This is a genomic window from Pantoea sp. X-Soil-OKNW-556, from assembly GCF_059730695.1.
The window spans coordinates 988,578-1,014,541 of sequence record NZ_AP035990.1; the positions used below are offsets into that span (position 1 = coordinate 988,578).

The 25,964-nt window shown below is 51.1% G+C and carries 24 protein-coding genes and 1 tRNA gene; 16 read left to right on the forward strand and 9 right to left on the reverse strand.

Translation table 11 applies throughout. The features are described 5' to 3' along the window. The first annotated feature begins 11 nt into the window (after nucleotides 1-11). Complete coding sequence (proB, locus tag AC6I8T_RS04390) at nucleotides 12-1,115, forward strand: glutamate 5-kinase (RefSeq protein WP_021186172.1); 1,104 nt, start codon at nucleotides 12-14, stop codon at nucleotides 1,113-1,115. Between the two features lie 10 nt (nucleotides 1,116-1,125). Further along, nucleotides 1,126-2,379, forward strand: coding sequence for a glutamate-5-semialdehyde dehydrogenase (gene proA, locus AC6I8T_RS04395; RefSeq protein ID WP_208725490.1), 1,254 nt, complete (start codon nucleotides 1,126-1,128; stop codon nucleotides 2,377-2,379). 153 nt (nucleotides 2,380-2,532) lie between these two features. Here the strand turns inward: proA and AC6I8T_RS04400 are convergent, their stop codons facing one another. Both AC6I8T_RS04400 and AC6I8T_RS04405 read right to left on the reverse strand, forming a co-directional pair. Then, the gene (locus AC6I8T_RS04400; RefSeq protein WP_013508022.1) at nucleotides 2,533-2,748 is read right to left on the reverse strand and encodes a YdgH/BhsA/McbA-like domain containing protein; all 216 of its coding nucleotides are present in this window, start codon (nucleotides 2,746-2,748) and stop codon (nucleotides 2,533-2,535) included. Between the two features lie 123 nt (nucleotides 2,749-2,871). After that, nucleotides 2,872-3,081 carry a DUF1471 domain-containing protein gene (locus AC6I8T_RS04405; protein WP_497833531.1) on the reverse strand — a complete coding sequence of 70 codons (210 nt, stop codon included), beginning with the start codon at nucleotides 3,079-3,081 and terminating at the stop codon, nucleotides 2,872-2,874. A 382-nt stretch (nucleotides 3,082-3,463) separates the two neighbouring features. Between AC6I8T_RS04405 and AC6I8T_RS04410 the strand changes: the two genes are divergently transcribed. Then, nucleotides 3,464-3,539 (forward strand) — tRNA-Thr (locus AC6I8T_RS04410). Between the two features lie 222 nt (nucleotides 3,540-3,761). On the opposite strand, the gene AC6I8T_RS04415 is transcribed toward AC6I8T_RS04410, so the two are convergent. The 5 genes from AC6I8T_RS04415 to AC6I8T_RS04435 form a co-directional block, all read right to left on the reverse strand. Beyond that, nucleotides 3,762-4,196 (reverse strand): DUF943 family protein, encoded by a 435-nt coding sequence (locus tag AC6I8T_RS04415; RefSeq protein ID WP_497833532.1) that lies wholly within the window; start codon nucleotides 4,194-4,196, stop codon nucleotides 3,762-3,764. Then, nucleotides 4,189-5,454 carry a PAAR domain-containing protein gene (locus AC6I8T_RS04420; RefSeq protein WP_497833533.1) on the reverse strand — a complete coding sequence of 422 codons (1,266 nt, stop codon included), beginning with the start codon at nucleotides 5,452-5,454 and terminating at the stop codon, nucleotides 4,189-4,191. Before AC6I8T_RS04420 ends, AC6I8T_RS04415 begins: the two co-directional genes overlap by 8 nt. Nucleotides 5,455-5,632: 178 nt before the next feature. After that, nucleotides 5,633-6,232, reverse strand: coding sequence for a hypothetical protein (locus AC6I8T_RS04425; protein WP_208724908.1), 600 nt, complete (start codon nucleotides 6,230-6,232; stop codon nucleotides 5,633-5,635). 547 nt (nucleotides 6,233-6,779) lie between these two features. Then, nucleotides 6,780-7,475, reverse strand: a complete 696-nt coding sequence (locus AC6I8T_RS04430; RefSeq protein ID WP_208724909.1) for a response regulator — start codon at nucleotides 7,473-7,475, stop codon at nucleotides 6,780-6,782. After that, nucleotides 7,465-9,102 (reverse strand): ATP-binding protein, encoded by a 1,638-nt coding sequence (locus tag AC6I8T_RS04435; RefSeq protein WP_497833534.1) that lies wholly within the window; start codon nucleotides 9,100-9,102, stop codon nucleotides 7,465-7,467. The genes AC6I8T_RS04430 and AC6I8T_RS04435 overlap by 11 nt, the downstream gene beginning before the upstream one ends. Nucleotides 9,103-9,436: 334 nt before the next feature. On the opposite strand from AC6I8T_RS04435, the gene AC6I8T_RS04440 reads away from it, so the two are divergent. From AC6I8T_RS04440 to AC6I8T_RS04500, 13 genes are all read left to right on the forward strand, one after another. Beyond that, a complete protein-coding gene (locus AC6I8T_RS04440; protein WP_036628181.1) occupies nucleotides 9,437-10,795 on the forward strand; it encodes a 2-hydroxycarboxylate transporter family protein in 1,359 nt (452 codons plus the stop codon). Nucleotides 10,796-10,817: 22 nt separating this feature from the next. After that, entirely contained in the window at nucleotides 10,818-11,681 is an 864-nt protein-coding gene (locus tag AC6I8T_RS04445) for a fumarylacetoacetate hydrolase family protein (protein ID WP_208724911.1), read from the forward strand. Between the two features lie 15 nt (nucleotides 11,682-11,696). Further along, nucleotides 11,697-12,716 carry a [citrate (pro-3S)-lyase] ligase gene (gene citC, locus AC6I8T_RS04450; RefSeq protein ID WP_021186452.1) on the forward strand — a complete coding sequence of 340 codons (1,020 nt, stop codon included), beginning with the start codon at nucleotides 11,697-11,699 and terminating at the stop codon, nucleotides 12,714-12,716. Nucleotides 12,717-12,733: 17 nt separating this feature from the next. Beyond that, entirely contained in the window at nucleotides 12,734-13,027 is a 294-nt protein-coding gene (gene citD, locus AC6I8T_RS04455) for a citrate lyase acyl carrier protein (RefSeq protein ID WP_021186453.1), read from the forward strand. Beyond that, a complete protein-coding gene (gene citE / locus AC6I8T_RS04460; RefSeq protein ID WP_036628187.1) occupies nucleotides 13,024-13,899 on the forward strand; it encodes a citrate (pro-3S)-lyase subunit beta in 876 nt (291 codons plus the stop codon). The genes citD and citE overlap by 4 nt, the downstream gene beginning before the upstream one ends. Before the next feature lie 10 nt (nucleotides 13,900-13,909). After that, a complete protein-coding gene (gene citF, locus AC6I8T_RS04465; RefSeq protein ID WP_208724912.1) occupies nucleotides 13,910-15,436 on the forward strand; it encodes a citrate lyase subunit alpha in 1,527 nt (508 codons plus the stop codon). After that, nucleotides 15,433-15,972 carry a citrate lyase holo-[acyl-carrier protein] synthase gene (citX, locus tag AC6I8T_RS04470; protein WP_208724913.1) on the forward strand — a complete coding sequence of 180 codons (540 nt, stop codon included), beginning with the start codon at nucleotides 15,433-15,435 and terminating at the stop codon, nucleotides 15,970-15,972. Before citF ends, citX begins: the two co-directional genes overlap by 4 nt. Further along, the gene (gene citG, locus AC6I8T_RS04475; RefSeq protein ID WP_497833535.1) at nucleotides 15,950-16,780 is read left to right on the forward strand and encodes a triphosphoribosyl-dephospho-CoA synthase CitG; all 831 of its coding nucleotides are present in this window, start codon (nucleotides 15,950-15,952) and stop codon (nucleotides 16,778-16,780) included. Before citX ends, citG begins: the two co-directional genes overlap by 23 nt. Before the next feature lie 142 nt (nucleotides 16,781-16,922). Next, entirely contained in the window at nucleotides 16,923-17,387 is a 465-nt protein-coding gene (locus AC6I8T_RS04480) for a DUF6130 family protein (protein WP_497833536.1), read from the forward strand. 798 nt (nucleotides 17,388-18,185) lie between these two features. Further along, entirely contained in the window at nucleotides 18,186-19,163 is a 978-nt protein-coding gene (locus AC6I8T_RS04485; RefSeq protein WP_497833537.1) for a glycosyltransferase family 2 protein, read from the forward strand. A gap of 19 nt (nucleotides 19,164-19,182) precedes the next feature. Next, nucleotides 19,183-20,490, forward strand: a complete 1,308-nt coding sequence (locus AC6I8T_RS04490; RefSeq protein ID WP_208724917.1) for an oligosaccharide flippase family protein — start codon at nucleotides 19,183-19,185, stop codon at nucleotides 20,488-20,490. Continuing rightward, on the forward strand, nucleotides 20,487-21,482 hold the full coding sequence (locus AC6I8T_RS04495) for a glycosyltransferase family 2 protein (RefSeq protein WP_208724918.1): 996 nt from the start codon (nucleotides 20,487-20,489) through the stop codon (nucleotides 21,480-21,482). The genes AC6I8T_RS04490 and AC6I8T_RS04495 overlap by 4 nt, the downstream gene beginning before the upstream one ends. A 299-nt stretch (nucleotides 21,483-21,781) precedes the next feature. Next, on the forward strand, nucleotides 21,782-23,071 hold the full coding sequence (locus tag AC6I8T_RS04500; protein ID WP_208724920.1) for an HAAAP family serine/threonine permease: 1,290 nt from the start codon (nucleotides 21,782-21,784) through the stop codon (nucleotides 23,069-23,071). A 52-nt stretch (nucleotides 23,072-23,123) separates the two neighbouring features. On the opposite strand, the gene AC6I8T_RS04505 is transcribed toward AC6I8T_RS04500, so the two are convergent. Both AC6I8T_RS04505 and AC6I8T_RS04510 read right to left on the reverse strand, forming a co-directional pair. Further along, the gene (locus AC6I8T_RS04505; protein WP_208724921.1) at nucleotides 23,124-24,698 is read right to left on the reverse strand and encodes a methyl-accepting chemotaxis protein; all 1,575 of its coding nucleotides are present in this window, start codon (nucleotides 24,696-24,698) and stop codon (nucleotides 23,124-23,126) included. 299 nt (nucleotides 24,699-24,997) lie between these two features. Next, nucleotides 24,998-25,960, reverse strand: a complete 963-nt coding sequence (locus AC6I8T_RS04510; RefSeq protein ID WP_021185919.1) for a chemotaxis protein — start codon at nucleotides 25,958-25,960, stop codon at nucleotides 24,998-25,000. Nucleotides 25,961-25,964: the final 4 nt, after the last annotated feature.

Genomic DNA, 25,964 nt, shown 5'->3' on the forward strand with positions numbered 1-25,964 from the left:
GCAGGAAAAACATGAGTGGCAGTCAGACCCTTGTGGTCAAGTTGGGTACCAGCGTTCTCACCGGCGGTTCACGTCGACTGAATCGGGCGCATATGGTGGAGCTGGTTCGTCAGTGTGCACAGCAGCACGCGGCGGGCCATCGTATCGTTATCGTTACTTCGGGCGCTATGGCGGCCGGGCGCGAACACCTTGGTTACCCGGAACTGCCACCTACCATCGCCTCAAAGCAGCTGCTGGCTGCGGTGGGGCAGAGCCGTCTGATTCAATTGTGGGAGCAGTTGTTCTCCATTTATGGCATCCATATCGGCCAGATGCTGCTGACGCGTGCGGATATGGAAGATCGCGAGCGCTTCCTGTATGCGCGCGATACGCTGCGTGCGCTGCTCGACAACCATATCGTGCCGGTGATCAACGAGAACGATGCGGTTGCTACCGCCGAAATTAAAGTTGGCGATAACGACAACCTCTCCGCGCTGGCGGCAATGTTAGCCGGGGCCGACAAATTGTTGTTGCTGACCGATCAACAGGGGTTATTTACCGCTGATCCGCGTAGCAACCCGGAAGCTGAATTGATCAGCGATGTACACCAGATCGACGATGCGTTGCGTACCCTGGCGGGTGGCAGCGTCTCGGGCCTGGGCACTGGCGGTATGGCGACCAAGTTGCAGGCGGCGGATGTGGCCTGTCGCGCCGGTATCGACGTGATTATCGCTGCCGGAAGCCGTAGCAATGTGATTGGCGAAGTGATTGAAGGTAAGCCAGTTGGCACCCGTTTCCATGCTCAGCAAACGCCGCTGGAAAACCGTAAACGCTGGATCTTTGGCGCACCACCGGCCGGTGAACTCACCGTGGATGATGGTGCGCTGGCGGCGATTCTTGAACGCGGCAGCTCACTGCTGCCGAAGGGTATCCGTGAGGTGCAGGGCAACTTCTCGCGTGGGGAAGTGATCCGTATTCGTAGCCTTGAGGGGCGTGATATTGCCCACGGCGTAACGCGTTATAATAGCGATGCGATGCGGATGATCGCCGGGCATCACAGCCAGCAGATTGGCGAGATCCTCGGTTATGAATATGGCCCGGTGGCGGTGCACCGCGACGATATGATCGTCAGTTAAGGAGCGGATGATGTTAGAAGAAATGGGTAAAGCGGCGCGGGCAGCGTCGTACAAACTGGCGGAACTCTCCACCGCACAGAAAAATCAGGTGCTGCTGACCATCGCCGATCGGCTGGAAGCGGAAAGCGCAGATATCCTTGCGGCCAATGAGCTGGATCTGGCCGATGCGCGCCAGAACGGTATGAGCGAAGCGCTGCTGGATCGTCTGACACTCAACCCGCAGCGTCTGAAAGGTATTGCCGATGATGTGCGTCAGGTGTGCCGTCTGGCCGACCCGGTCGGGCAATTGATTGATGGCGGGTTGCTCGATAGCGGTCTGCGTATTGAACGTCGTCGCGTACCCCTCGGTGTGGTTGGGGTGATTTATGAAGCACGTCCCAATGTGACGGTGGATGTTGCATCGCTGTGTCTGAAAACCGGCAATGCGGCGATTCTGCGCGGCGGCAAAGAGACGTATCGTACCAACGCCGCGACAGTGCGGGTGATTCAGAATGCCCTGATGCAGCACGGTTTACCGGCGGGTGCGGTACAGGCGATTGAGAACCCGGATCGCGAACTGGTGAATCAACTGCTGAAGCTTGATCGCTATGTCGACATGCTGATCCCGCGTGGCGGCGCTGGCCTGCACAAGCTGTGCCGTGAAAACTCTACCATCCCGGTGATCACCGGCGGGATCGGCGTGTGTCATCTTTACCTTGATGAAACTATGGAGACAGAGGCGGCATTGACGGTAATCGTTAACGCCAAAAAACAGCGCCCGAGTGCCTGTAACTCGCTGGAAACGCTGCTGATTCATCGTGATCAGGTGGCGCGTTTTATCCCGGCTTTCCTGCAACGGATGGCGGATGAAAAAATTACCCTGCACGCCGATGAAAACATAATTGGTCTGGTGCAGAACGGCCCGGCCAGCGTGGTTGCGGTGCAGGCTGCCGAGTATGACGATGAGTGGCTGTCGAACGATCTTAACGTCAAGCTGGTGGATAATATTGATGAGGCTATCGATCATATCCGTGAACACGGCACCCAGCACTCCGATGGCATCCTGACGCGCAGCATTGGCAATGCTAACCGCTTCGTTAATCAGGTGGATTCCTCGGCGGTGTACGTCAATGCCAGCACCCGTTTTACTGACGGCGGCCAGTTTGGTCTTGGGGCTGAAGTGGCAGTCAGCACGCAAAAACTGCATGCGCGCGGGCCAATGGGTCTGGAAGCGTTAACTACCTACAAATGGATTGGCTGGGGCGACGATACGCCACGCGCTTGATGTGTTGTCAGATGAAAAACAGGCACCTTTTATGGTGCCTTTTTTGTCACTGATTTGTAGCGACGCGATTTATCGCGCAACTGTCCAGTCTCCAGATGCGAAAAAGGCCGCCTTGCGGCGACCTCTTCCGGCACGTCCCTGTACGACCATCCGTTATTTGTACAGTTCTGCGGTCATGTGAACACGGTTATTGGTGTTCGCTTCGGTGATTTTGTACTGTGCACCCTGCTGTGCTGCCTGCGCGGCGATTTTCGCTTCTGCACCGTCCAGCGTTGAAGAGGTAACAGAGATGCTTTGCGCGAAGCTGGCTGCTGACATCAGGGAAAGAGCGGCGACAGCGGCGATTGACAGTGCTTTGATAGTTTTCATGGTCTTAATCCTTAATTTGTTTGTTTGGAAGGCTGTGTTCCTTCGATGAAAGTAATAATAACTACAGTTATCGTTTCATAATTGATAATTAGTGCGACAACTGTGATCGTGCTAATTATTACCCTATTTAGTCAGTTCAGCTGACAGGTAAGCACCGTTGTCCACGCGTGCGCCGGTGATTTTGTATGACGCCCCTGCCTGTTTGGCCTGTGCAGCGATTTTGGCTTCTGCGCCATCCAGGGTAGAAGCGGAGGCAGTGATGCTCTGCGCAAAGCTACCGAAAGAAACCAGTGACAGGGCGGCAACTGCAACGAAATTTTTGATGGATTTCATGGTCATTTCCTCAGAAGTTTGTTTAATCGGTGAGGCGTTGTGCCTCGATGTGAGAGAGAATAGACCTGTCGCCGGGTGAGTAAAAGCTGAGGGATTTGCTGAAAGAATTCAAAAAAATTGAATATAATATGCGCGATGAATCTTTCCTGTTCAGCAGACACCTTTGGTTGAAGGAGTCGCAGCGGCGCGATTTATCGTGCGGTTTTCAGGCAACTCCGGGGTTTAAACCCGCGCGATAAATCGCGCCGCTACCTACAGGTGGGTGTTTGCGATATGAACGGTTTTATCAGGGAATGCTGATAAGTTCCGCCCGCGGTATGTTGCCACTTGACTCGTTTGGCGGTTTTTTCTAACTTATTGCCCCGTAGTTATCCGCCTCAATGCCGGTATAGCTCAGTTGGTAGAGCAGCGCATTCGTAATGCGAAGGTCGTAGGTTCGACTCCTATTATCGGCACCATGTAATTTCAATTACCTACTTTAGTTTCAGGCCAATAACGTTCTCCCTTTTACAATGCACACTCCAAATTGTATCCAGCTTTCGTGCAGGTGATGCCAGGTGATTTATGTCAGAGGCGATCTGAGTTATCTTACCCGTTTAAATATATATACTATCAGCGTAACAAAAATAATGAATCCAGAGATGAATTAATCGTATTTCTTCAGTGCGAGTATATTGTTTTTAGTTGTAAAAAAAACCTCTGTTTCTACTCCACCCAATATTTATTAGTGGGTCTTTCTTAATGCATCTAGCCTCGGTTGGTATTTCATAAAAACATAGCAAATCTGAGTCCTCATCCGTTCCACGGTCAACTCGAAATCCATCGCCAAATCCTTGTATAGATATACTGTAGTAACCATCATCACGTTTGTGTGGAATGTTATATTTTTCATTAATTATTTTTTTGTTGTTCTCCCACCATGTAATTTGCATTTTTTTTAAATGGGGGAAATTTCTGACCAGTATGACGTCACCATGACAGTCATAAACTTTCTTGCATTCATTTTTACCATATACTGCAACTATCTCAACAGGAGTTAAAAAACTCCAAAGAATGTAGGTAAGCCCTGAAAAAAATATCATTCCTATGAAAGTTCTTATTTTGTGTTTATTCATTTTTCCAGCCGCTTATGTCAACAGTCGCGTTCATTTCTGTAATAAACGGTTTGTAGTCATATTCATCCCAACGCTGAAGAGTGAACCACAACCTAAAAATGCGAAGCTGCTTATAAATTGGATTGATTATATCGATATCATCGAGGCCAAAGTGATCTTGAATGCGATAATTTACCTTCGCCTGAAATGCATTGTTATGTATTTTTAATGATTCGAGGGTGATATTTGCTGACCAAATATCATGCACAGTAATAACAAGGCCGTTAGTCTTGTCCATCATACGGTCGAATTTAGGTAATATTGTATTTTCTTTAATTCCTGAGAAAAGTTCATTGTTATATTTTAGTGGGTAAATTTGATGTCTAAAATTTATCCCATCTATTAATATTTCTTTAATTTTCAACAAAGTGCTTTTCTCTGAGTTGTCAGTCAATATCAGCTCTTTCAAGGCTTTATCCAGCAAGGAGCTTTTGAAAATCCCTCCTGTATTTCCTTGCATATGCGTAATCATCTCAGTGATCACATTTTTATATTCACCATGAAAGGAAAACAGCTTCGCCAGCTCGCGAAACTCGTCAAACATCAATGCAGCACATTGTTCTTTACTGACGGATGGCATTTCTTTTAACCCAAAATCAGGCAATGAATACGGGGATTTGAATATATGGGATCCGATGGGTGCTTTTAATTTCAGAGTATGGGGATTAACCTTCGTAGAAACTTCATGCACGTCAATATTAAAACGGTCTCTCAGTGTGACAATATCCAGGTCACCATGCCGCATATCGTCAGCCTGATAATCATCCATCTGCCTTATGGTTTGAAAAATCAGCGCGGGTAGGGGCAACGGTTCAGGTTTTATATCGTCCCTGATTGTTGGTGCGACTTGTGTAAGTTCAGACTGCATTTCAGGCTTCAGCTCAGTTGCTGAAGGAAAAGTTCTTTCCCCCATTCCCCGTATCCCCGCAACATCTTCCTGCGTATAAGTAGGATAAAGATTGGAAGGAATAATTTTCGCCTTACAGGGGCAGGAGCTGTGGCTGTCCAGCGAGCCGGCAATACGCTTATTATCGGGTCCGCTGGTATAGTGAGATATACCGCCAATGATTCGATACGTTTTGCCATTTTTCCCACAGGTAACAGGATCGCCTTCCCTTGCCTGAGGCTTACCGAAAGAAAAACCTTGCGCTGTTCCTGCGGTAATTTTACCGCCGCATTTAGTCTTGTCACCCTGACAAAGCACGATGCCTTTCGCCATTTCCCTGGTCCTGTGTTGCCCTTTTATCCGCCAGCGGGGGAGTCTACTTTTTAATCGGTAGTGAGTAAATCAGCAAAAATCATTTGATGCAGGGAAATTCAAAAAATGTGAAGCGGCTCTGATTAACATGAATGGTCAACTTTAGCCAATTCATTATCTGTTGATTCAGTTGGCAGCATTATGAAAATGCAGCCGCAACATTTCTTAATTCAGAAAGTTGTTCGGGTTTGTCATTCTGGATAATGTCTTCATTTATCTTAAGTATTACGGCTTTAATTACATCGGTATTTTTTTCAATATGTTGCTTCGCCATAAGCTCATTGAGTTCGTTGAGCTGCCAGGGAGTTATCTTTATCGAGATTCTTTTTGAAGCTTTGGCTTTGGCTAAATCACCATTCAATAGCTTTGCTAAATCCGGCTGCTCATAGCGTCCAGAGTTTAAGGCATGAATATAATAAAGTATCAGCGCACGGCTGAAGCTATCATCCACAGCGGGGTTTATTTTCTGAGAGGCTACATTTAAGATGTCCAGAAAATGTGCCGGAACCCTTACCTCTAAAGATGCCCTTATTTTTTCGTACTCCTCTTTGATCTTTGGTGTCGATTGCGCTGGAATGCTGACGACTTCATGGCAGTTATTACATACAGCCGCTAAAATATTTTTAACAGTGCCACTTTTATCATTGAAATCGACATCGCGTAATAAATAGGTCGCCTGACTTTTTCCACAGTTATGGCAGATAACCTGTCGTGTATCACCTTCTTTAACGATTCTCATCTTAACCTCTCCTGCTATCTATGAACGCTGATAAAGATAATGTCGGGTTCAATGAAATAAAACTTTACGTACCAATAACAGCCATCTTTATATGGACGGCATAGATGAACGTAAGTATGACTGTCCTGATGATGTGGGCTGTAAGTATATTGATCCCCAAATGTTCGCTGTATCAAAGAAATTACATATTCTTCGTCTATTTCCCCAACAGAAATAGATTCTTCGTATCAATATCGCACCTTGCTTCATGGTCATAGCATCTATTTTTCAGACAGCTTATGCCTTAGACTTTATCTCTTTGAAAGCCATTCTACATTTCTTGTATTTTGTACGACCATTTACGTACGGTCAAGCGTTGCCACACCCGAAAGGTGAGTCATTGAAAATGATGTTTTTAACTATATGATTTTATTGTTAATTAATGCTTTTCAGGCAAGAGCGAAAGTATACGACGTTGTTTTTACATCGGGTATCGTAAACGATTAAATTTGAGGTAAGTCACGCAGAACGATGCATCAAAAGCGACCACCGTGCCGCGCATTTCCCATCATGACTCCGCAACCCGTCGATACATCCTCCTCGGATGACCAATCTTGCCGTACTGCATCTCCACCGCCAGAAAACCCGCATCGACGCAGTGTTCCAGATAGCGTCGGGTAGTGGTTTTACTCAGTCCGGTTTCGCTCACCACCTCGTCCACGGAAAAACAACGTTGTGCGGCTTCGGCAAACATTCTTTGTACCAGCGCCAGCGTCTTTTCTTCTATACCTTTGCTGCCGTTATCCTGGCGGTAATTTTTCGCCTGAAGTTGATAGAGCGAATCAACGTTTTGCTGATCAACAATCTTCCATACTCGCTGCTGTTCGGCGAATTGCACAAAACGTTCCAGTGATTGGCTTAAACGCTTCCATGAGACAGGCTTGAGAATATAGTCGAAGGCACCATTGCGGATTGCCTGGCTACAGGTATCCATATCGCTGGCGGCAGTGATAAAAATTACCGAACAGTTGGCGTGCAAAACCAATGGATCGCTGATCAACGTGATGCCTTTACCGTCCGGCAAATAATTGTCGAGCAGCACCAGCTTTGGCTGCTTGCTCTTCATTAACACCCGAGCTTCAGCGAGTGACGAGGCAACCCCCACCAGCCGCAGGCGTGGATGTTCGCCGATCAGATCGGCATGCAACTGCGCGAGTGTGTTTTCATCTTCTACAATCAATACGTCTATCATTTCAGGTTGCATAATACTGTTCTTCCAGCGTCGGAACGGGACGCGCCTGGTCGCCCATTTCAGGAATAAATAACGAAAAAATCGTACCTCGCGGGGCATTGTTAGAGACTTCAATCGACCCGCCAACCTGCGTGACATAGCTGGCGATTAAATACAGGCCGATGCCATGATCGCCACTGCGCTTGGTGGTCATCCCGCGTTCAAAAATATGCTCACGAATGGTCGGATCGATACCGATACCTTGATCCGCCACCTCAATGATCAGCTCCCGCTCATTAAGCAGGATCAGTACTTCCACTGGATCGTGAGGCAGAGGAGAGCGCTGGGTGGCTTCGATTGCATTATCCAGCAGGTTACCGATGATTGAGATCAGCTCGGCCTCTCCCAGCATACGACAAGGTCGCGCCATCTCGCATAACGGATCAAAGGCTAACGCCACGCCTTTTTCACGCGCCCGCGCCGCTTTGCCTAACAGCAGGCCGCACAGCGTCGGTGAGCTAAAACGGGCGGAGATAAAGTCCAGCAGTTCCTGCGCATGCTCTGACTGGGCCTGGATATAGCGCACCGCTTCGTCGTAACGTCCCATATGCAACAGCCCGGAGAGGGTGGTCATGCGATTTAACTGTTCATGGCGCATGATGCGCAGATTATCGACATAGCGTTTAACCTGGCTGAGTTGCGCACTCAGGCTGTCAATTTCGTTGCGATCTCGAAAGGTGATGACCCACCCCTGCAATTCATCCTCCAGCTTAATTCGCACCCGGCTGGCGATCACCGTTAACTGATTGAAACGGCAAATTTCGTCGTGGGTATCGTTTTCCAGTATCACCTCGCGGGTGAAAAAGGGCACTGGAGCAATCACCTCGCTAATAGGATGACCACGTAGCAGGCGGGTTGGCTGGCTCAACCCTAAAAGTTTGCGTGCTGCCTGATTGATCACTTCAATGCGCAGCTCACTGTCGACCGCAATGACCCCTTCATAGATGGATTCCATCATGGCTTTCTGCTGGCGTACCAGCAGACCAATTTCCCGTGGTTCCAGCGAGAAAATCTGTTTTTTGATCCCGCGGGTGAAAAACCAGGAAAAGATAAACAGGGCGGCCAGCAGCAACACGGCGGCGATAAAGATATTGATCACTTTACTCAGCGTAATGGTGTCGAGATAGCTGGTGAGATAACCCACTGAGATAATGCCGATCACCTGATGGTTATCGTCAAATATCGGCGCTTTGCTGCGCAGAGATATTCCCAGCCCACCTTTGCGAATCGTGGTGGTGCTGATTCCGCGCAGCACTGCGTCATTGTCGCCGCCAATCAACTTTTTGCCGACAACCTCCCCGTGCGCCGAATGAAATAGATGAATTCCCTTATTATCCCCCACCACAATAAAGCTGGCATCGCTATGCAAAACCACCTGGTGCATAAATTGATTAATCGCCGGAATATCTTTGTCTGCGACCGCCTTGCGCAAATTCGGAATAATCGCGATCTCTTCTGCCTGTATTTTTGCTCTGGTGCTCATTTCCTGATAAAGCTGGCGACTGACATCCTGGTAGTAATAAATGCCGAGCAAAACAAACAAACCGGAGAAGAACAGCACCAGAGAAATAAAAAGTTTGATTTGGAAGGATAGCTTCATAACGGCACACACCACAGCCAGCAAAGCGCCAATGTACCATTTTTTATCATCATTGTGCGTAGTTTACTGGAAACTTGTGATCCCTTGCACAGCAAGATCTGGCGCAAAAAATGACATGTTAAATACTCATTTTTGGAAATGTTATTAACATGTACCTCTGGATATAAAAACCATTAAAACCACGGCAATAATTAAGGTGTGAATCACAGAAAATAAAAGAAACCATAAAAACCATAGGTGCCATTAAAACTCCGGTTTTATTATGCTTTCCCTCACATAACCTACGCCATTAGCCCTTTACCCTGAAGGCACAAAATAACCAAGGGGCTTAATTATGAGCACAACTGACGATTCGTTTTCTGTTACCTCTGAATCATTGGCGATTCAAAAGAAATCACTTAAGGACCGGTGGTGGCATATTATGGATACCTGGAAAATCGGGATTATTCCATTGCCATTATTTCTGCTGGCCGGGGCGTTGATTGCTATCGATTGTCTGGGCGGCAAGTTACCCAGCGATATTGTGGTGATGGTCGCGACACTGGCGTTTTTCGGTTTTGCCTGTGGTGAGTTTGGCAAACGTCTACCGATTGTGGGCAAACTGGGGGCTGCTGCGATTTGCGCCACCTTTATCCCGTCAGCGATGGTCTACTATGGCCTGCTGCCGGATGTGGTGGTGGAGTCCACCACCAAATTCTATAAATCCACCAACATCCTCTATCTCTACATCTGCTGCATTATTGTCGGCAGCATCATGAGCATGAATCGCACCACCCTGATTCAGGGATTCCTGCGTATTTTCTTCCCCATGTTGTGCGGTGAAATCGTCGGCATGCTGGTGGGAATGGGCGTTGGCCTGATGCTCGGTATGGAACCTTTCCAGATCTTCTTCTTTATTATTCTGCCGATCATGGCCGGTGGCGTTGGCGAAGGGGCGATCCCGCTGTCAATTGGCTACGCCACGCTGCTGCATATGGATCAGGGCGTTGCGCTTGGTCGCGTGTTGCCAATGGTGATGCTGGGTGGTCTGACGGCGATCATTATCTCCGGCTGCCTGAACCAACTTGGTAAGCGTTTTCCGCATTTGACCGGTGAAGGCCAACTGATGCCAAACCGCAGCAACGGCGACACCAAAGCGCCAGAAGCGGCACCGGGTAAAACCGATGTCACTACCATCGCCGCCGGGGCGCTGTTGGCGGTGCTGTTGTACATGATCGGTATGCTCGGCCACAAACTGATTGGCCTGCCAGCGCCGGTTGGCATGCTGTTTGTCGCGGTGCTGATCAAGCTGGCACACGGTGTTTCACCACGCCTGCTGGAAGGGTCGCAGGTGGTGTACAAATTCTTCCAGACCTCGGTGACCTATCCCATCCTGTTTGCCGTTGGCGTGGCGATTACGCCGTGGGAGGAACTGGTGCACGCATTCACCATCAATAACCTGCTGGTGATCGTCAGCACCGTTTCTGCACTGGTCGCGACGGGCTTCTTTGTCGGCAAAAAGATCGGTATGCATCCTATCGATGTCGCCATCGTCTCCTGCTGCCAGAGCGGTCAGGGGGGCACCGGGGATGTCGCCATCCTCACCGCGGGTAACCGTATGAGCCTGATGCCATTTGCTCAAATTGCCACCCGTATCGGCGGGGCGATCAACGTGTCGGTATCGCTGCTCATCCTCGGCAACTTCCTCGTCTGATTTATGCGTTACAGGAACGAATATGAAACTTGCAAGCTTTGTCCACCAGGGAAAGCGTAGCTACGGCATCGTCAGGGATAACGGTGTGATCGATCTGGGTCGCCGTCTTGGTGACCGCTACGCGGATTTAAAATCGCTGCTCGCTGCCAACGCCTTATCTGAAGCGCAACAGCTAAGCCAGGAGGTGCCGGATCTGCGCTTTAACGATCTTGAATTGTTACCGGTGATTGATAACCCAGGGAAGATTCTTTGCGTCGGCATGAACTACGCCGAAAAGCGTAAAGAGTTTGATCAACATAACCCGGCACCGACGTTATTTGTGCGTTTTGCCGACTCGCAAACCGGCCATAACGCGCCGGTACTGAAACCGCGCCACTCCAGCGAATTTGATTATGAAGGTGAGCTGGCGGTGATCATTGGTCAAAGCGGCGAGGATATCGCACGCGAGGACGCGCTGAATCATGTGGCGGGCTACAGCTGTTATATGGACGGCTCCGCGCGTGACTGGCAGCACACCTGGTTTACCGCCGGAAAAAACTGGCGGCAGACCGGCGCATTTGGCCCGTGGATGACCACCGCCGATGAAATCCCGGACCCGCATCGGCTGGCAATTCGCACCTGGTTGAATGGCCGCATGGTGCAGGATGACAACACCGCCAGCATGATCCATAAAGTCGCCGAACTCATTGAGTACATCAGCACCTTCACCAGCCTGCATGCCGGAGACGTCATCATTACCGGCTCGCCGGGCGGCGTGGGTAAGAAACGCAATCCACCGCTGTTTATGCAGGCAGGCGATCGCATTGAAGTGGAGATTGAAAACATCGGCCACCTCAGCAATGTGATTATCGATGCGCCAGCTCACGCGCTGACGGCGACGCACTGAGGCGCAGGCGAGATTATGCAACCACGACCCCCCATCGACTTCCGCATCGCGGAAGTCAGCGGTAATACCCGGCGGCGCGAGACTATCCGTGCGCTGCTGGCGGATAGCGGATTAGGCATGGACAGCGACATCACCACCTTTGTTGAAGCCTGGTCGAACGATCGGCTGGTGGGCTGCGCTGGCCTCGCCGCTAACGTTATCAAATGTGTCGCCATTGATGAGCAGTGGCGCGGTGAAAATCTCAGCGCACAGTTGCTGGCTGAAGTGGAACACCTGGCGCTGGCGCGTGGACATTTTCACTTGTTCCTGTGCACGCGCCCCTGCAACCGGGAACGGTTCCAGCGTAACGGGTTCTGGCCGGTGGTACAGAGTGGAGAGAACGCCATTCTGCTGGAAAACACCCCTTCAGGTATTCAGCGCTACTGTCGTTCATTGCAGGCCAGCCGTGTCGCCGGGCAACGTATTGGCGCGATTGTGATGAACGCCAACCCTTTTACGCTGGGGCATCGTTATCTGGTGGAGCAGGCGGCAGCACGTTGTGACTGGCTGCACCTGTTTGTGGTCAGTGAAGACGCTTCGTTCTTCCCCTATAGCGCACGCTGGAAAATGGTGCAGAGCGGCGTCGCCCATCTGCCCAATATCACCTTGCATGAAGGTTCTCAGTACATCATCTCGCGCGCCACCTTTCCGGCCTATTTCCTGAAAGAAACCGGCAAGGTCCAGCAGGCGTGGAGTGAGATCGACCTGCTGCTGTTCCGCAACCATATCGCCCCGGCGTTAGGTATTACCCATCGCTTTATCGGCAGCGAACCGTTTTGCGACATCACCCGCCAGTACAACCACAGCATGCATCAGCTGCTGGCGGGCGCGGTGGAGGTGGTGGAAATCCCGCGTATCAAAGCCGCAGGCCATGCCATCTCGGCTTCAGAAGTGCGGCGCTTATTAAAAACACACCAGTTTTCCCGCATTCGGGAAATCGTACCGGATACCACTTTTGCGCATCTGACATCCCATTACAGCGCAGAAGTTGCTTAAAAATCAGGAATATAAATATGAAAATTGTGAGGGAGGCGCTGGCGGGAACCCTGGAGTCCAGCGACCTGATGGTAAAAATCGCCCCCGCCGGAGACGGGTTGGAAGTGGTGATTCATAGCGAGGTGATCAAGCAGTTCGGCGATCAGATCCGCCAGGTGGTGCACAGCACGCTGCGTGATATGCAGGTCCATCAGGGCTTGATCATTATCGAAGACAAAGGCGCGCTGGATTGTGTGATCCGCGCTCGTTTGCAAAGCGCCATACTGCGTGCCGCACCAGACGCGGAGATCGATTGGGGAAAACTGCTATGAGGAAACTACGCCGAAGCATGCTGTTCTTGCCGGGGGCCAATGCGGCCATGCTCTCCACAGCCTTTATCTATCGGCCTGATTCGATCATGTTCGATCTGGAAGACGCGGTCGCACTCCGGGAAAAAGATACCGCGCGTTTGCTGGTGTTCCATGCATTGCAGCACCCGATGTATCAGGACATTGAAACCGTGGTACGCATTAACCCATTGAACACGCCGTTTGGTTTGCCGGATCTGGAGGCGGTGGTGCGTGCGGGTGTTGATGTGGTGCGCTTGCCGAAAACCGATACCCCGGAAGATATCTACGAACTGGAGCGTCACCTCGAACGGATCGAGTTAGCTTGTGGTCGTGAAGTCGGATCTACGCGAGTGATGGCGGCGATTGAATCCGCGATTGGTGTAATCAACGCCGTGGCGATCGCGCGCAGCTCCCAGCGGCTGATCGGCATTGCGTTGGCGGCTTTCGATTATGTGATGGATATGCAAACCGAACGTGGCGATGGCACCGAGTTGTTCTATGCCCGTTGTGCCGTGCTGCACGCCGCCCGCGCTGCCGGTATCGATGCTTTTGACGTGGTGTGGTCAGACGTGAACGATGAAGCCGGTTTTCTGCGTGAAGTCGAGCTGATCCGCAAAATGGGTTTTAACGGCAAATCGTTAATCAACCCGCGCCAGATTGATCTGCTGCATAACGCCTATGCACCCACTCAGCAGGAAGTGGATCACGCGCAACGCGTGATCGAAGCAGCAGAAGAGGGTGAGCGTAATGGCCTCGGCGTGGTGTCGCTAAACGGCAAAATGATCGATGCCCCGATTATCAATCACGCGCTGATGGTGCTGGAGCGTGCGGCGGCATCCGGCGTGCGGCGTTAAGGAAAAAATCATGAATCAAACAGAACTTCTTCACGTTAATTTCCCGCATCTGCGTGAGTTAAAACCTTTTGAAAGCGCCCATCACACCACGCCGTGGCTGGCAGATATCCATGCCAAACACACCCGTAAATTGTGTGCCTCGCTGGATGATGCCATCGCGCGTAGCGGCTTACAGGATGGTATGACCATCTCCTTCCACCACGCATTTCGCGAAGGCGATCAGGTTATCAACAATGTGGTGGCGGTGCTGGCACGGCTCGGATTTAAAAATCTGACGCTGGCTTCCAGTTCGCTGATGACCTGCAACGATGCGCTGATCGAGCATATTCGAAGCGGAGTGATCACGCGTATCTACACCTCCGGGATGCGCGGCAAACTGGCGGAAGCGATTTCACATGGTCTGATGAAAGAACCGGTGCAGATCCATTCCCACGGTGGTCGGGTCAAGCTATTACAGGATGGCGAACTGAACATTGATGTCGCTTTCCTTGGCGTGCCGTGCAGCGACGAGTTTGGCAACGCCAATGGTACGCAAGGCCGTTCCGCGTGTGGGTCGCTCGGTTATGCAATGGTTGATGCCCGTTTCGCCAAAAAGGTGGTGCTGCTGACCGAGGAGCTGGTGCCGTTTCCCAATATGCCCGCCAGCCTCGGCCAGGATCAGGTGGATTTGATCGTTCAGGTCGCCAGTGTGGGTGATCCGGCGAAAATCAGCGTTGGGGCGGCACGCGTCACCAGCAACCCGCGTGAGCTGATGATTGCCCGCTACGCCGCCGATGTGATTGAACACTCGGGCTATTTCCGCCCAGGCTTTTCGATGCAGACCGGTTCGGGCGCAGCGGCCACGGCGGCCACCCGTTTTATGGAAGAAAAAATGGCGCGCCACGGCGTCAAAGCGCGTTTTGCTCTTGGTGGTATCACCGGGGGCCTGGTCGATCTGCACGAAAAGGGGTTGATCGAAAAATTACTCGATACCCAATGCTTTGACAGTGAAGCGGCGGCCTCACTGCATCGCAACCCGAATCATGTGGAGATCTCCACCGACGTGTATGCCAATCCCGGCGGCAAAGCGGCCAGTTGCGATCAACTTGATGTGGTGATCCTGAGCGCACTGGAAATTGACGTTGAATTCAACGTGAACGTCATTACCGGCTCCGATGGCGTGATGCGCGGTGCCTCTGGTGGTCACTGCGACGTTGCCGCCGCCGCCAATCTGACGATTGTGGTCGCGCCGCTGCTGCGCAGTCGCATTCCCACCGTGGTTAAACGCGTCACCACCCGGCTGACGCCCGGCGAGAGTATTGATGTGCTGGTGACCGACCACGGTATCGCGGTGAATCCGGCGCGCCCGGAAATTCGCGAGCGCTTGCTGGCCGCCGGGTTGAAAGTGGTCGATATCGAGGCGCTCTATCAGCGTGCGGTTTCGCTGACCGGTGAACCCAAACCGATCGCCTTTACCGACCGCATTGTCGGGGTGATCCGCTATCGCGATGGCAGCGTGATTGACGTTGTTCGGCAGGTTAAAGAGGAAGAACTATGACCATGATGACGCCCGTGCAAGCGGGCGTCAGTCTGACAGCGCTGCTGGCGGCGAAAGAGGCTCGCGCGGCGCGTCAGGCTGACTGGCTCACTCGCTATCAACAACCGATCATTTCGCTGACGCTGGTGACACCGGGAGCGGTGAAAGACAGCATCCGTTATCGCAACACCATGGGGGTGGCTGTGCAGGCCTGCGACCAACTGCTGTGGCAGCATCGCTGGCCGGTGCTGGCCCACCAGGTGTTGTGGCTGGAAACCGGACCGGAAGCGCTGTGGTGCGTGGAACATCCGGCAGTGGAAATCAAAGCGCAGTGCGTCGAACTGGAACAAACCTTCCCGCTCGGCAGGTTGTGGGATTTTGACGTGTTTTGCCCGCAACTGGGGCAGATTGGACGACATTCACTGGATTTGCACACCCGTCGTTGTCTGGTCTGCGATCAACCGGCGCATGGTTGCGCGCGTTCGCGCCGCCATCCGCTTGAGGAGGTGGTAGCGCGTGTGGAGAACATGATTGATGGCTGGTTTGCTCGCGATTAACGCCACAGAACCCGACGTGCCCGGCCTTGCGGCACTGGCGTTGCGTCTGGAACTGGATTTAACGCCGAAACCGGGGCTGGTGGATCGGGCTAATAACGGTTCGCATCAGGATATGGATCATGCCTTGCTGTTAACCAGCATTACGGCCATCACCCCCTGGCTGACGGTTTTTGCCAACATCGGGTTTGAGCATGCGCACCATCCCGCCGCGGAACAGCTGCGTTTGTTACGTCCGGCGGGTATTGCTTGCGAGCAGGCGATGTTCACTGCCACCAGTGGGGTGAATACCCACAAAGGCGGCATTTTCTCCCTGGGATTGCTGTGCTTTGCTGCCGGGCGTTTGCAGGGGCAGGGGCGCAGGGTGAGTGCTGACGCCTTGTGCCGTCAGGTGAGTGAGATATGTCGAGGCCTGGTAGCGCGTGAACTGGTTAACCGCAAAACCTGTTGTACTGCCGGGGAGCAGCAGTTTCGTGACTATGGCCTGACGGGCGCGCGTGGTGAGGTGGAAAGTGGCTTCGCCACGGTACGCAATAGGGTGCTGCCATTCTGGCATCTGGAGCAGGGCGAGCGGCAGTTACAACATGCTTTGCTGCGCCTGATGGCATCAAACCCGGACAGCAATCTGGTGTCGCGTGGGGGCGAGGCAGGGCTGCGCTATGTCCAGCGATATGCCGCGATGCTGTTGGCAACCGGTTGGGATAACGCCGCGCTGCACCAGATGGATCAGGCGTTAATGGCGCGGCGTTTAAGTCCTGGCGGCAGTGCCGATTTGCTGGCCGTCGCCTGGGTGCTGGCTGCACTCGCATGATCATCTTTTTTGGTTTCTCTCTGTATCTGACGCGGCGGGTGTTACAGAGCAATACATAACGCGGCATCGCCCAAATAAAGCCGATACATCAGCGTGGTCTTCTGTGTCTGTTGTTATTTACTTACCCACAGGAGCCACCATCATGCTGAGTAAACTGATCCTTATTTCCCCGATATTGTTCTCATCCGCCACCTGCGCATGGGCCGCCGAGCTGGGCGGCCTTAGTGCGGGCGACGTCCTGGGGCCTGCCGCCGTCGCGCCGCTGGAAAAACCACAGCCACCAGCGAGGCTTATCGTTGATGCGCCGCTGGCCGGGCCGCTGCGTAAGGGCGCGGTATTTATTCAATATCGGGCGGAAAACCTGCGTATCGAACCGGTATTTGGGCCAGAGGCGTTAAAGGTCACGCCACGTATCGGTCATATCCACGTCGTTGTTGACGGCAATCCCTGGCATTGGGCTGACGCCAGTGGGGAACCGGTGATCCTGGTAGGGTTGCCCGCAGGCAAGCATAAAGTGACCGTTATTCTTGCCGATCCCACGCATAAACCGCTGGACAGCAAAACGGTGGAATTCATCGTTCCTGAGCATGTCGCTGCGTCGCATTAACCCCCCAGTTGAAGGACGCGCGTGTATAACCGCCAGGAGTGAGCGTGGAGTAAATGTTACGGTGGAAAAAACACCGCAGAAATATTTTGGTACATCACCTTACATTACCTTCACTTTATTCCTGGTATTTCGACGACCTGCGCTAATCAATGCATCAATTCTTAATTCATGCTGGCTAATCTATTTGGCACCATTACGGGATGATGGCTGATACGGAAATTCCGGTTTGATATAGCTGACATTGACCTTATAACCCTGCCCGGTAAGATTATCGAGTAGAGTTTTGAATCAGATCGCAATTTTTTGGCTTATGGCCTGTTGCAGTGCGCTCGCGATGACCGTGCTGAATTAACGCCCCATGCATTTTTCGCCGGGGCTGTGATGCTCCCGGTAATAAAAATGCAGGACATACAGCAAGATCATTAATGTAGATGCCCGCGATGGGAAGGCCCATTTTTAGATGCACCTTTTCACCCGGGCATGACAATTTAAGTGGCTGAAATTTAACTGGACCCAACAGAGTTCAGCATGGTGACTTTTGCCAAAAAAAAGAGTTAACCCCAATTATTTAACTGGTGACGGTAAGCCAGGGGCGGTAGCTTATTTTTTTTCTTGCCATCTATCAATATTTAAATTGTCCTGTTTATATGGCGTAATTCTTAATGGCCTCAATCATTCGCCCCTCTTTAATTTCTGGTGTTTTTACCTGAGGAAACTCCGAAATAAATTATAAGGCGAATATAAGTATCATGCGGAAGTAACATTACTGGCTAATCGGTTTAATGCTTCAGAGGTCACATGCTAAATCCTGTCAACGACGTGTTATTGAGCGTCATCGTGCCGGTATATAACGCCGCAGCCTATCTGGAGAGATGCATTGAAAGCCTGATCCAGCAGGATGAATCTCGCTTTGAAGTGATTTTTATTAACGATGGCTCGACAGATCACTCGCTGTCGTTGCTGCAAAATTACGCGCACTATCCACACTTTCACATCATCGATAAAGTGAATGGTGGCGTCTCGTCGGCACGTAATCATGGTATTCGTGCGTCGCGCGGCAAATTTCTTTGCTTTCTGGATGCCGACGATTTTCTCCCCTCCACGGCATTTTCGACCTGGCTGTGTCTGATGCAGCAAAATGTTTGTATGGCCGTTGGTCAGTCGCAACACTTTACGCCACAGGGACAAGCGTTGGATTTTCCGGTGGCATCGGATCATGCCAGACCGATGGCGGTGTCAGCCGCGATTAATGAATTGCTTTATTTCAATCCACGACACGGCATTTGCGACAAGGTATTTCGCGGTGATGTTATTCGCCAACATCATCTGCGTTTCAATGAGGAGATTTATAACTTCGAAGACCTGCTGTTTGTGATGAACTATCTCTGGCTGCAACAACATCGTCAGGTGGTGTTCTCCGATAAAGTGGTTTATCACTACGTTAAATCTGCCCACTCGGCAACCCGATCGTCATTAAAGGAAAAACATTTTTCGTTTGCCCGTTCGTTTAGCAGCATGAAAGCGTTTTTGTCAGCGCAGCATCATCGCTGTTATTACCATCTCTATCTGAAAGTCACTTCCTCCTATATCTACAAAGCACTTAATAGTGAGGGGTTCAGTCGCGACTTTATCGATGAATATATTGCGCTTTATCGGCAATCGTTTAAATCCTATCTCTCCTCGGGATTGATGATCAATGCCTGGAGTCTGTACTTCACGTTTTTCTTCCTCAGTCCTCGTCTGGTGTCGCGTCTGCGCAAGTGGGTGCGGAAATAATTCCCTTTGGGGTGACGTTGTGAAAGATAAATTAAAAAACTCATTATGGATGATTGCTGAGAAGCTGATCGCGGTATTGGGTCTGATTTTCGTTACCTCCTATGTGGCGAAATACGTCGGTCCAACCACTTTCGGCATTATCTCCCTCTCCATGCTGGTGTTTCAGTTTGTGCAAACCATCGCCCAGATGGGCAGCGATGTGATTCTGTTGAAACGCATTTCACAGAAGCGCTATTCCGGCATCAGATTGATGATCTCGACCTTTTTCCTGGTGCTGGTGTTGTACGCGCTATTGTCGCTGGTGGGATTTCTGGTGATGCAGGAAGAACTGAGCTCAGATGCACTGGTGTTTATTGGTGCCGCCGCATTTGCCTGTCTGTTTTCCGCTATCGACCTGGTGAATGTCTATAACGAAGCGATGCTGCATGCGCGGCGGAATGTTATTGCCAATCTTATTGGCCTGGTTATCAGCCTGACGGTGCGTTACTTTATTTCGTACTTCACTCTCGATCCCAAATATCTGGCGATTCCTATCGTATTGGCCACGCTGATTCCGTTTGTGTTGAAGACGGGCTGGTTTTTGCTGGCGGAGCAACAGAGGTCGATACCCGCCATTCGGCAGTTCAAAAAATATTCACGTTATATGGTGGCATCGGGATTCTCACTGATTTTATCTGTGATTGCCGTTGCGCTGTATACCCGAGTTAATCAGGTCAGCGTCTCTTATTTTCTTGGGGTGAAAGAGGCGGGTATATTCTCGGTTGCACTGACGTTATCCACGGCCTGGGTGTTTTTGCCCAGCGCCTTGCTGGCATCGTTTTATCCCTCATTCTTTGCCGAGCGCGATCCTGAACAGGCCATTGTGAAAGCCCAGAAGCTGCATTTGTTGGTGATTGGTGTTTCCGCTGGCGTGATTTTTTCTATTTGGTTGCTCTCGGGCTGGTTTATTCGTGCCTTTTACGGCGCGGCCTGGCTGGATGCTATCGCGCCAACGGTGCTCCTCAGTTTTGGCGCGATGTGCGCGGTGTTAAGTAGCGTAATGGACCGCTTCATTATTAAGTACAACGGTTATCGTTATTTGGTGAAAAAAACCTTTGCTGTTTTATTAATCTGTCTTGCGTCATCACTCCTTTTGGTGCCGCATTTCGGTCTGACTGGTGCCGCAATTAGCGTGGTATTGACCGAGTTTTTGTCTTTTACGCTGCTTAATTATTTCTTTTCTGCGCAACCGGTCATGCGTGTTCATCTCATTTTTATCAACCCCAGGAAACTATGGCTGTTATTTAACAATATCAAAACCTCAGACAGTAAAGAGAGTTTATCATGAATGAAAAGCCATTATTTAGTGTTATTATCCCAGCCTTTAACGCACAAAAAACCATTAAGCGAACAATTCTGAGTGTGCTTAATCAAACCTACAGAAATTATGAAGTTATCGTTGTTAATGATGGGAGTAGTGATTTAACCCCACGAATACTTGAAGAGTTTCTCTCCTGGCCGCAAGTCACCATTCTTCACCAGACGAATGCAGGCGTCAGTGCGGCGAGAAATAACGCCTTGCAATTATCCTGTGGAGAATATGTATTATTTCTGGATGCGGATGATTGGGTCGAGACTAACTTTCTTATGGTGTTTAAGCAGAACCTTGCAGCCTGGCCAGCCCAAACGATTGATCTGATGGTGGGAAACCTGAATGATGATCGTGTAGGCAAGGTTTCTCACGCGGGTTTTTTTGAGCTGGAAGATATTCCTTTCGTGCTCGGAGAGCTGGAGATGAGCGACAATATTGGTTATTTGCATAACAAATGTTATCGCCGAAAAATGGTTGAAGAGATGGGGTTACGCTTTATTGAAGGTATCTCAATGAGCGAAGATTTATTATTCAACCTTAAATGTTTTAGCTGCGTCAGTAACTTTTTGGTGATGCCGGGTAGCGCCTATCATTATGAAGATATTGAAGGCTCACTCTCCAAACGCAAGTCCAATTACAATGAGTTGAAGGTGAGAAAAACATCACTGACGGTGTTGTATGATGGAATCGTGGAAAAATATAAGGAAAGCGATCTCGATTACTTTCTTAAGGGTATTTCTAAACGCGTTCTGGCTCTGGATATGCAAATTGTCACAGCCATGTATCATTCATCTTTTTCACCGGGCGATATTGCTCAGGAGATTAATGAAATTAAGCGGGGAAGATATTCCAAAGGCATTTTTATTCTGTTGAATAAAAATGAGAAGATGAAATATATGATTATGAATTTGAATACTATCACAGCGTATTATTTTCTTTATGCCCTCTACAGAATGCGCGCATTCTGACCATCACTGTCCCTCACCGTAGCGGCGCGATAAATTGCGCCGCTACGAGTTCTCCCTTGCACTCTCTCTGCGTCTCAGGTCAAATAGCGCCCAGGCAAACGGTTGCGTGCGTGCATCGTGCATTTTTAGATGATAAATGCATCGTATTGCACGCAAGTGCTGACTTTATGCACTGATTTTTGCGTTTAAGTCATGCGCGCCGATAAAAAACGGTTAGCATGATCACGTCGCGCCAACCGCGTCATAATTCGCAGCCCTGGCGGCTGTGCTTTTGATTAAGAGTAATTCTGGAGAGACAGATGGAAACCTCGCAAACCGGCACATTAGGTGCCGTTGAGGCGCCCGCAAAGGGCTGGCGTAAAAGTGACACCGTGTGGATGCTGGGGCTGTATGGCACGGCAATTGGCGCAGGCGTGCTGTTTCTGCCCATCAATGCCGGTGCAGGTGGTTTGATTCCGTTAATTATCATGGCCGTTCTCGCCTTCCCGATGACGTTTTATGCCCATCGTGCCCTGACGCGCTTTGTTCTCTCCGGAAAAAACCCCGGCGAAGATATAACCGAGGTGGTGGAAGAGCATTTTGGCGCAGGTGCCGGTAAGATCATCACGCTGCTCTACTTTTTTGCTATCTATCCCATTCTGTTGATGTACAGCGTGGCGATTACCAACACCGTTGACAGCTTCATCGTGCATCAGCTGGGCCTGGTATCGCCACCGCGTGCGGTGCTGTCGCTGATTTTGATTGTCGGCATGATGACCGTGGTGCGGTTTGGCGAGCAGATGATCGTAAAAGCGATGAGCGTGCTGGTGTTCCCGTTTGTTGCGGTGCTGATGTTGCTGGCCTGCTATCTGGTGCCACACTGGCACGGTGCCGCGCTGGAGACATTGTCATCCGGCCAAAGCAGTGGCGACAGCAATATCTGGATGACGCTGTGGTTAGCCATCCCGGTGATGGTGTTTTCCTTCAACCATTCTCCGATCATTTCTTCATTCGCGGTGGCGAAGCGTGAAGAGTATGGCGCTGCGGCGGAGCAAAAGTGCTCACGTATCCTCGCCAGTGCGCATTTGATGATGGTGCTGACAGTAATGTTCTTTGTCTTTAGCTGCGTACTGAGCCTGTCACCCGCCGACCTTGATGCGGCCAAAGCGCAGAACATCACCATCCTGTCTTATCTGGCGAACCACTTTAATGTGCCGATGATCGCCTGGCTGGGACCGATTGTGGCGATGGTGGCGATCACCAAATCGTTCCTCGGTCACTATCTTGGTGCGCGTGAAGGTTTTAACGGCCTGGTGATTAAGTCACTGCGCAGCCGTGGCAAGAGCGTTGCGCCACAACGTCTGAACCAAATGACGTCGTTGTTTATGCTGCTGACCACCTGGCTGGTGGCGACAATGAATCCGAGTATTCTGGGGATGATTGAGACGCTTGGCGGGCCAGTGATTGCTATGCTGTTGTTCCTGATGCCGATGTATGCCATCCAGAAAGTACCGGCGATGCGCAAGTACAGCGGCAAAATCAGCAATGGATTTGTGGTGATTGTCGGGCTGCTGGCAATCTCTTCGATTTTCTATTCGCTGGCGAATTAAACCCAAATCCGTAACGGCGCGATTCATCGCGCCGCCACGGTTGAACGGGTGGTTACACCACGCTCAGTTCCATGCTTCGACCGGTCTTAAACACGCTCATCGACTGCGCCAGACGCTCGGCCTGTTCCTGCAAGGCCTGTGAGGCTGCCGAGGCTTCCTGCACCAGTGCGGCGTTCTGCTGCGTCACCGCTTCCATCTGGGTAATCGCCAGATTGATCTCGCTGATACCGCTACTCTGCTCGCTGCTGGCGATGGTGATTTCACTCATGATATCCGCCACGCTCTTCACGCTGTTCACCACTTCACCAATGGTTGAACCGGCATGAGAGACCAGGCGGCTCCCTTCATCCACTTTCGCGACAGAATCTTCAATCAACACTTTGATCTCTTTGGCTGCGGAAGCTGAACGTTGTGCGAGGTTACGCACTTCGCTGGCCACCACGGCAAAGCCGCGTCCCTGTTCACCGGCACGCGCCGCTTCCACCGCCGCATTAAGCGACAGGATGTTGGTCTGGAAGGCGATAGAGTCGATGACGCTGATAATGTCGACGATCTTCTTCGAGGAGAGCGCAATGGCTTCCATCTTCTCAATCACCTGTTCCATCACCACGCCACCTTCTTTCGCCACATCAGAGGTGTTGGCGACCAGTTTATTGGCTTCGCGCGCGTTTTCGGCATTGTGCTTCACGGTGGAGGTCATCTGCTCCATGGCAGAAGCGGTCTCCTCCAGTGAGCTGGCCTGCTGCTCGGTACGTGAAGAGAGGTCAAGGTTGCCGCTGGAAATCTGATTTGATGCCACGGCGATGGTGTCGGAACCGGCGCGCACATCCGAAACGATGGTCAGCAGGTTGTCGTTCATGCTTTGCAGCGCACGCATCAGCACGCCTGTTTCATCGGTGCTTTTGACTTCGATATGGGTGCTGAGATCGCCTGCTGCCACTTTCCCGGCAATCTCCACTGCTTCATTCAGCGGGCGCACAATCGAACGGGTCAGCAGGAAGCCGAGGATAATGGAGGCCACAATCGCCACGGCGGAGAACACCAGCGTTACCATGATGGCGGTGGAACCATCGGCAATGATGTTAATACCTTCATTCTGTAACTGCTCGGACTGAGAAGCGGCAAAAGCATTGGCGCTATCCAGAAAGGCGTTTTGAGTGTCGGTAATCTTTTTCAGCACAAAGGTGCTGGAGGCTTCCAGATCGCCCGATTTGACCAGCGCAACCAGTTGGTCTTTCTGTTGTTCAAACAGATGGCTGGCATCCAGCAGACCAGCAATCTTCTTTTTACCCACAACCGTGGTCTGGATGGCTTCGATCTTTTTCATCGCGCTGTTGGTACGGTCAGTCGCCTCGGCCAACTGCTGGAAGCGTTTGACGTTATTTTCCGGGCGAGTGGTATCAATCACGATGCCGCGCAGGTATTTGATCTGATCGTTCACACCATCACGCACATCATAGGCCAGTCGTACTTTTACATAACGATCTTCCACGATCGAGGTGATGCCGTTTTTAATATTGCTGATTTTGGTGATGGAGGTGATCCCCACCACGACCAGCAACGCCACGACCAGGCCAAAGGCGATGCCCAGCCGGACACCGACCTTCAGGTTCTTAAAGCTCAACATAGGTTTCTCCCCGTGATGCCAAAAAGTTTGGTTTGCAAGATAGAAAAGCAGATGGAACATCTGCATCAGGTTGATGTTTTTTAAGCGAAAATTGCTTACTTACTGCGGCGGGGGAAGCCTTGACCCGCACGCGCAAGCGCTATGGGTTATCGGATGTTAATGTTTTTACTTTAATTTTTTAGAGGTTTGTCACAAAAACTTCGCAGGGGATGTGTAGCGGCACGATTTATCGCGCAATTCCATGCACGATGCTGGAAAAACCCGCGCGATAAATCGCGCCGCTACGGCAAGGGTAAGCATTAACGTGCTGCTTCCAGTACCCGATAAATCACATTCGACAGTTCATTGATTTCAAATTTTGCCACGTAGCCATCGGCACCCACTTTACGCACATGGTCTTCGTTGGCACTACCGGAGAGTGAAGAGTGGATCACCACCGGGATATGACGCAGCACATCATCGCGTTTAATGTTACGCGTCAGGGTGAAGCCGTCCATTTCGGGCATTTCGAGGTCGGTCAGCACCAGCGCGATTTTGTCGTGGATCGACTCACCTGCCGCCTGCGCTTCCTGTTGCATCTGGGTGATTTTCTGCCATGCCTCAAGACCGGTGTTATGCATCAGTGCCGGAATGCCCATACTTTTCAGGCCTTGCTCCAGTAGCTGGCGCGCCACTTTGGAGTCTTCTGCCACAATCGCGACCTGACCCGGTTTCAGGTTGAAGTTTTTCACGGTTTCTTCACCCGGCTCGACACCACGAACAGACGGAATGATGTCATACAGGATCTGTTCCACGTCCAGTACCAGCGCCAGATTGTTGCTTTCTCCGTCGCTGTCGAGACAGGCGATACTGGTGATATTGCGGCTACCAATGCCCGCTTCCGCGGTATGCACCTGATTCCAGTCGAGGCGCACAATATTTTCTACCGATTCCACCGCAAATGCCTGGGTGCTGCGGGCATATTCGGTCACAAGCAGCAGGTTGAGGCCGGTTTCCGGGGTGCAACCGGTCACCGCCGGTAGATCAATCACCGGGATAAACTGGTCGCGGATGCTGGCCATGCCCAACAACGGCGATTGCATTCCGGCAGCACGGGTGATGTTCGGCATCGGCACGATTTCACGCAGTTTGAATACGTTAATCCCGTACAGCTCGGATTTGCCTTTCCGCTGATCGGAGCCGAGGCGGAACAACAACAGTTCGAATTTGTTTGATAACGCGAGGTTAGCGCGTTCATCGATCTCTTTCTGGAAATTATCCATCCTG

Excerpts from the sequence above, each read along its gene's own strand:
- proB (WP_021186172.1), top strand. The coding sequence starts at position 12 with ATGAGTGGCAGTCAGACCCTTGTGGTCAAGTTGGGTACCAGCGTTCTC.
- proA (WP_208725490.1), top strand. The coding sequence starts at position 1,126 with ATGTTAGAAGAAATGGGTAAAGCGGCGCGGGCAGCGTCGTACAAACTG.
- AC6I8T_RS04400 (WP_013508022.1), bottom strand. The coding sequence starts at position 2,748 with ATGAAAACTATCAAAGCACTGTCAATCGCCGCTGTCGCCGCTCTTTCC.
- AC6I8T_RS04405 (WP_497833531.1), bottom strand. The coding sequence starts at position 3,081 with ATGAAATCCATCAAAAATTTCGTTGCAGTTGCCGCCCTGTCACTGGTT.
- AC6I8T_RS04415 (WP_497833532.1), bottom strand. The coding sequence starts at position 4,196 with ATGAATAAACACAAAATAAGAACTTTCATAGGAATGATATTTTTTTCA.
- AC6I8T_RS04420 (WP_497833533.1), bottom strand. The coding sequence starts at position 5,454 with ATGGCGAAAGGCATCGTGCTTTGTCAGGGTGACAAGACTAAATGCGGC.
- AC6I8T_RS04425 (WP_208724908.1), bottom strand. The coding sequence starts at position 6,232 with ATGAGAATCGTTAAAGAAGGTGATACACGACAGGTTATCTGCCATAAC.
- AC6I8T_RS04430 (WP_208724909.1), bottom strand. The coding sequence starts at position 7,475 with ATGCAACCTGAAATGATAGACGTATTGATTGTAGAAGATGAAAACACA.
- AC6I8T_RS04435 (WP_497833534.1), bottom strand. The coding sequence starts at position 9,102 with ATGAAGCTATCCTTCCAAATCAAACTTTTTATTTCTCTGGTGCTGTTC.
- AC6I8T_RS04440 (WP_036628181.1), top strand. The coding sequence starts at position 9,437 with ATGAGCACAACTGACGATTCGTTTTCTGTTACCTCTGAATCATTGGCG.
- AC6I8T_RS04445 (WP_208724911.1), top strand. The coding sequence starts at position 10,818 with ATGAAACTTGCAAGCTTTGTCCACCAGGGAAAGCGTAGCTACGGCATC.
- citC (WP_021186452.1), top strand. The coding sequence starts at position 11,697 with ATGCAACCACGACCCCCCATCGACTTCCGCATCGCGGAAGTCAGCGGT.
- citD (WP_021186453.1), top strand. The coding sequence starts at position 12,734 with ATGAAAATTGTGAGGGAGGCGCTGGCGGGAACCCTGGAGTCCAGCGAC.
- citE (WP_036628187.1), top strand. The coding sequence starts at position 13,024 with ATGAGGAAACTACGCCGAAGCATGCTGTTCTTGCCGGGGGCCAATGCG.
- citF (WP_208724912.1), top strand. The coding sequence starts at position 13,910 with ATGAATCAAACAGAACTTCTTCACGTTAATTTCCCGCATCTGCGTGAG.
- citX (WP_208724913.1), top strand. The coding sequence starts at position 15,433 with ATGACCATGATGACGCCCGTGCAAGCGGGCGTCAGTCTGACAGCGCTG.
- citG (WP_497833535.1), top strand. The coding sequence starts at position 15,950 with ATGGCTGGTTTGCTCGCGATTAACGCCACAGAACCCGACGTGCCCGGC.
- AC6I8T_RS04480 (WP_497833536.1), top strand. The coding sequence starts at position 16,923 with ATGCTGAGTAAACTGATCCTTATTTCCCCGATATTGTTCTCATCCGCC.
- AC6I8T_RS04485 (WP_497833537.1), top strand. The coding sequence starts at position 18,186 with ATGCTAAATCCTGTCAACGACGTGTTATTGAGCGTCATCGTGCCGGTA.
- AC6I8T_RS04495 (WP_208724918.1), top strand. The coding sequence starts at position 20,487 with ATGAATGAAAAGCCATTATTTAGTGTTATTATCCCAGCCTTTAACGCA.
- AC6I8T_RS04500 (WP_208724920.1), top strand. The coding sequence starts at position 21,782 with ATGGAAACCTCGCAAACCGGCACATTAGGTGCCGTTGAGGCGCCCGCA.
- AC6I8T_RS04505 (WP_208724921.1), bottom strand. The coding sequence starts at position 24,698 with ATGTTGAGCTTTAAGAACCTGAAGGTCGGTGTCCGGCTGGGCATCGCC.
- AC6I8T_RS04510 (WP_021185919.1), bottom strand. The coding sequence starts at position 25,960 with ATGGATAATTTCCAGAAAGAGATCGATGAACGCGCTAACCTCGCGTTA.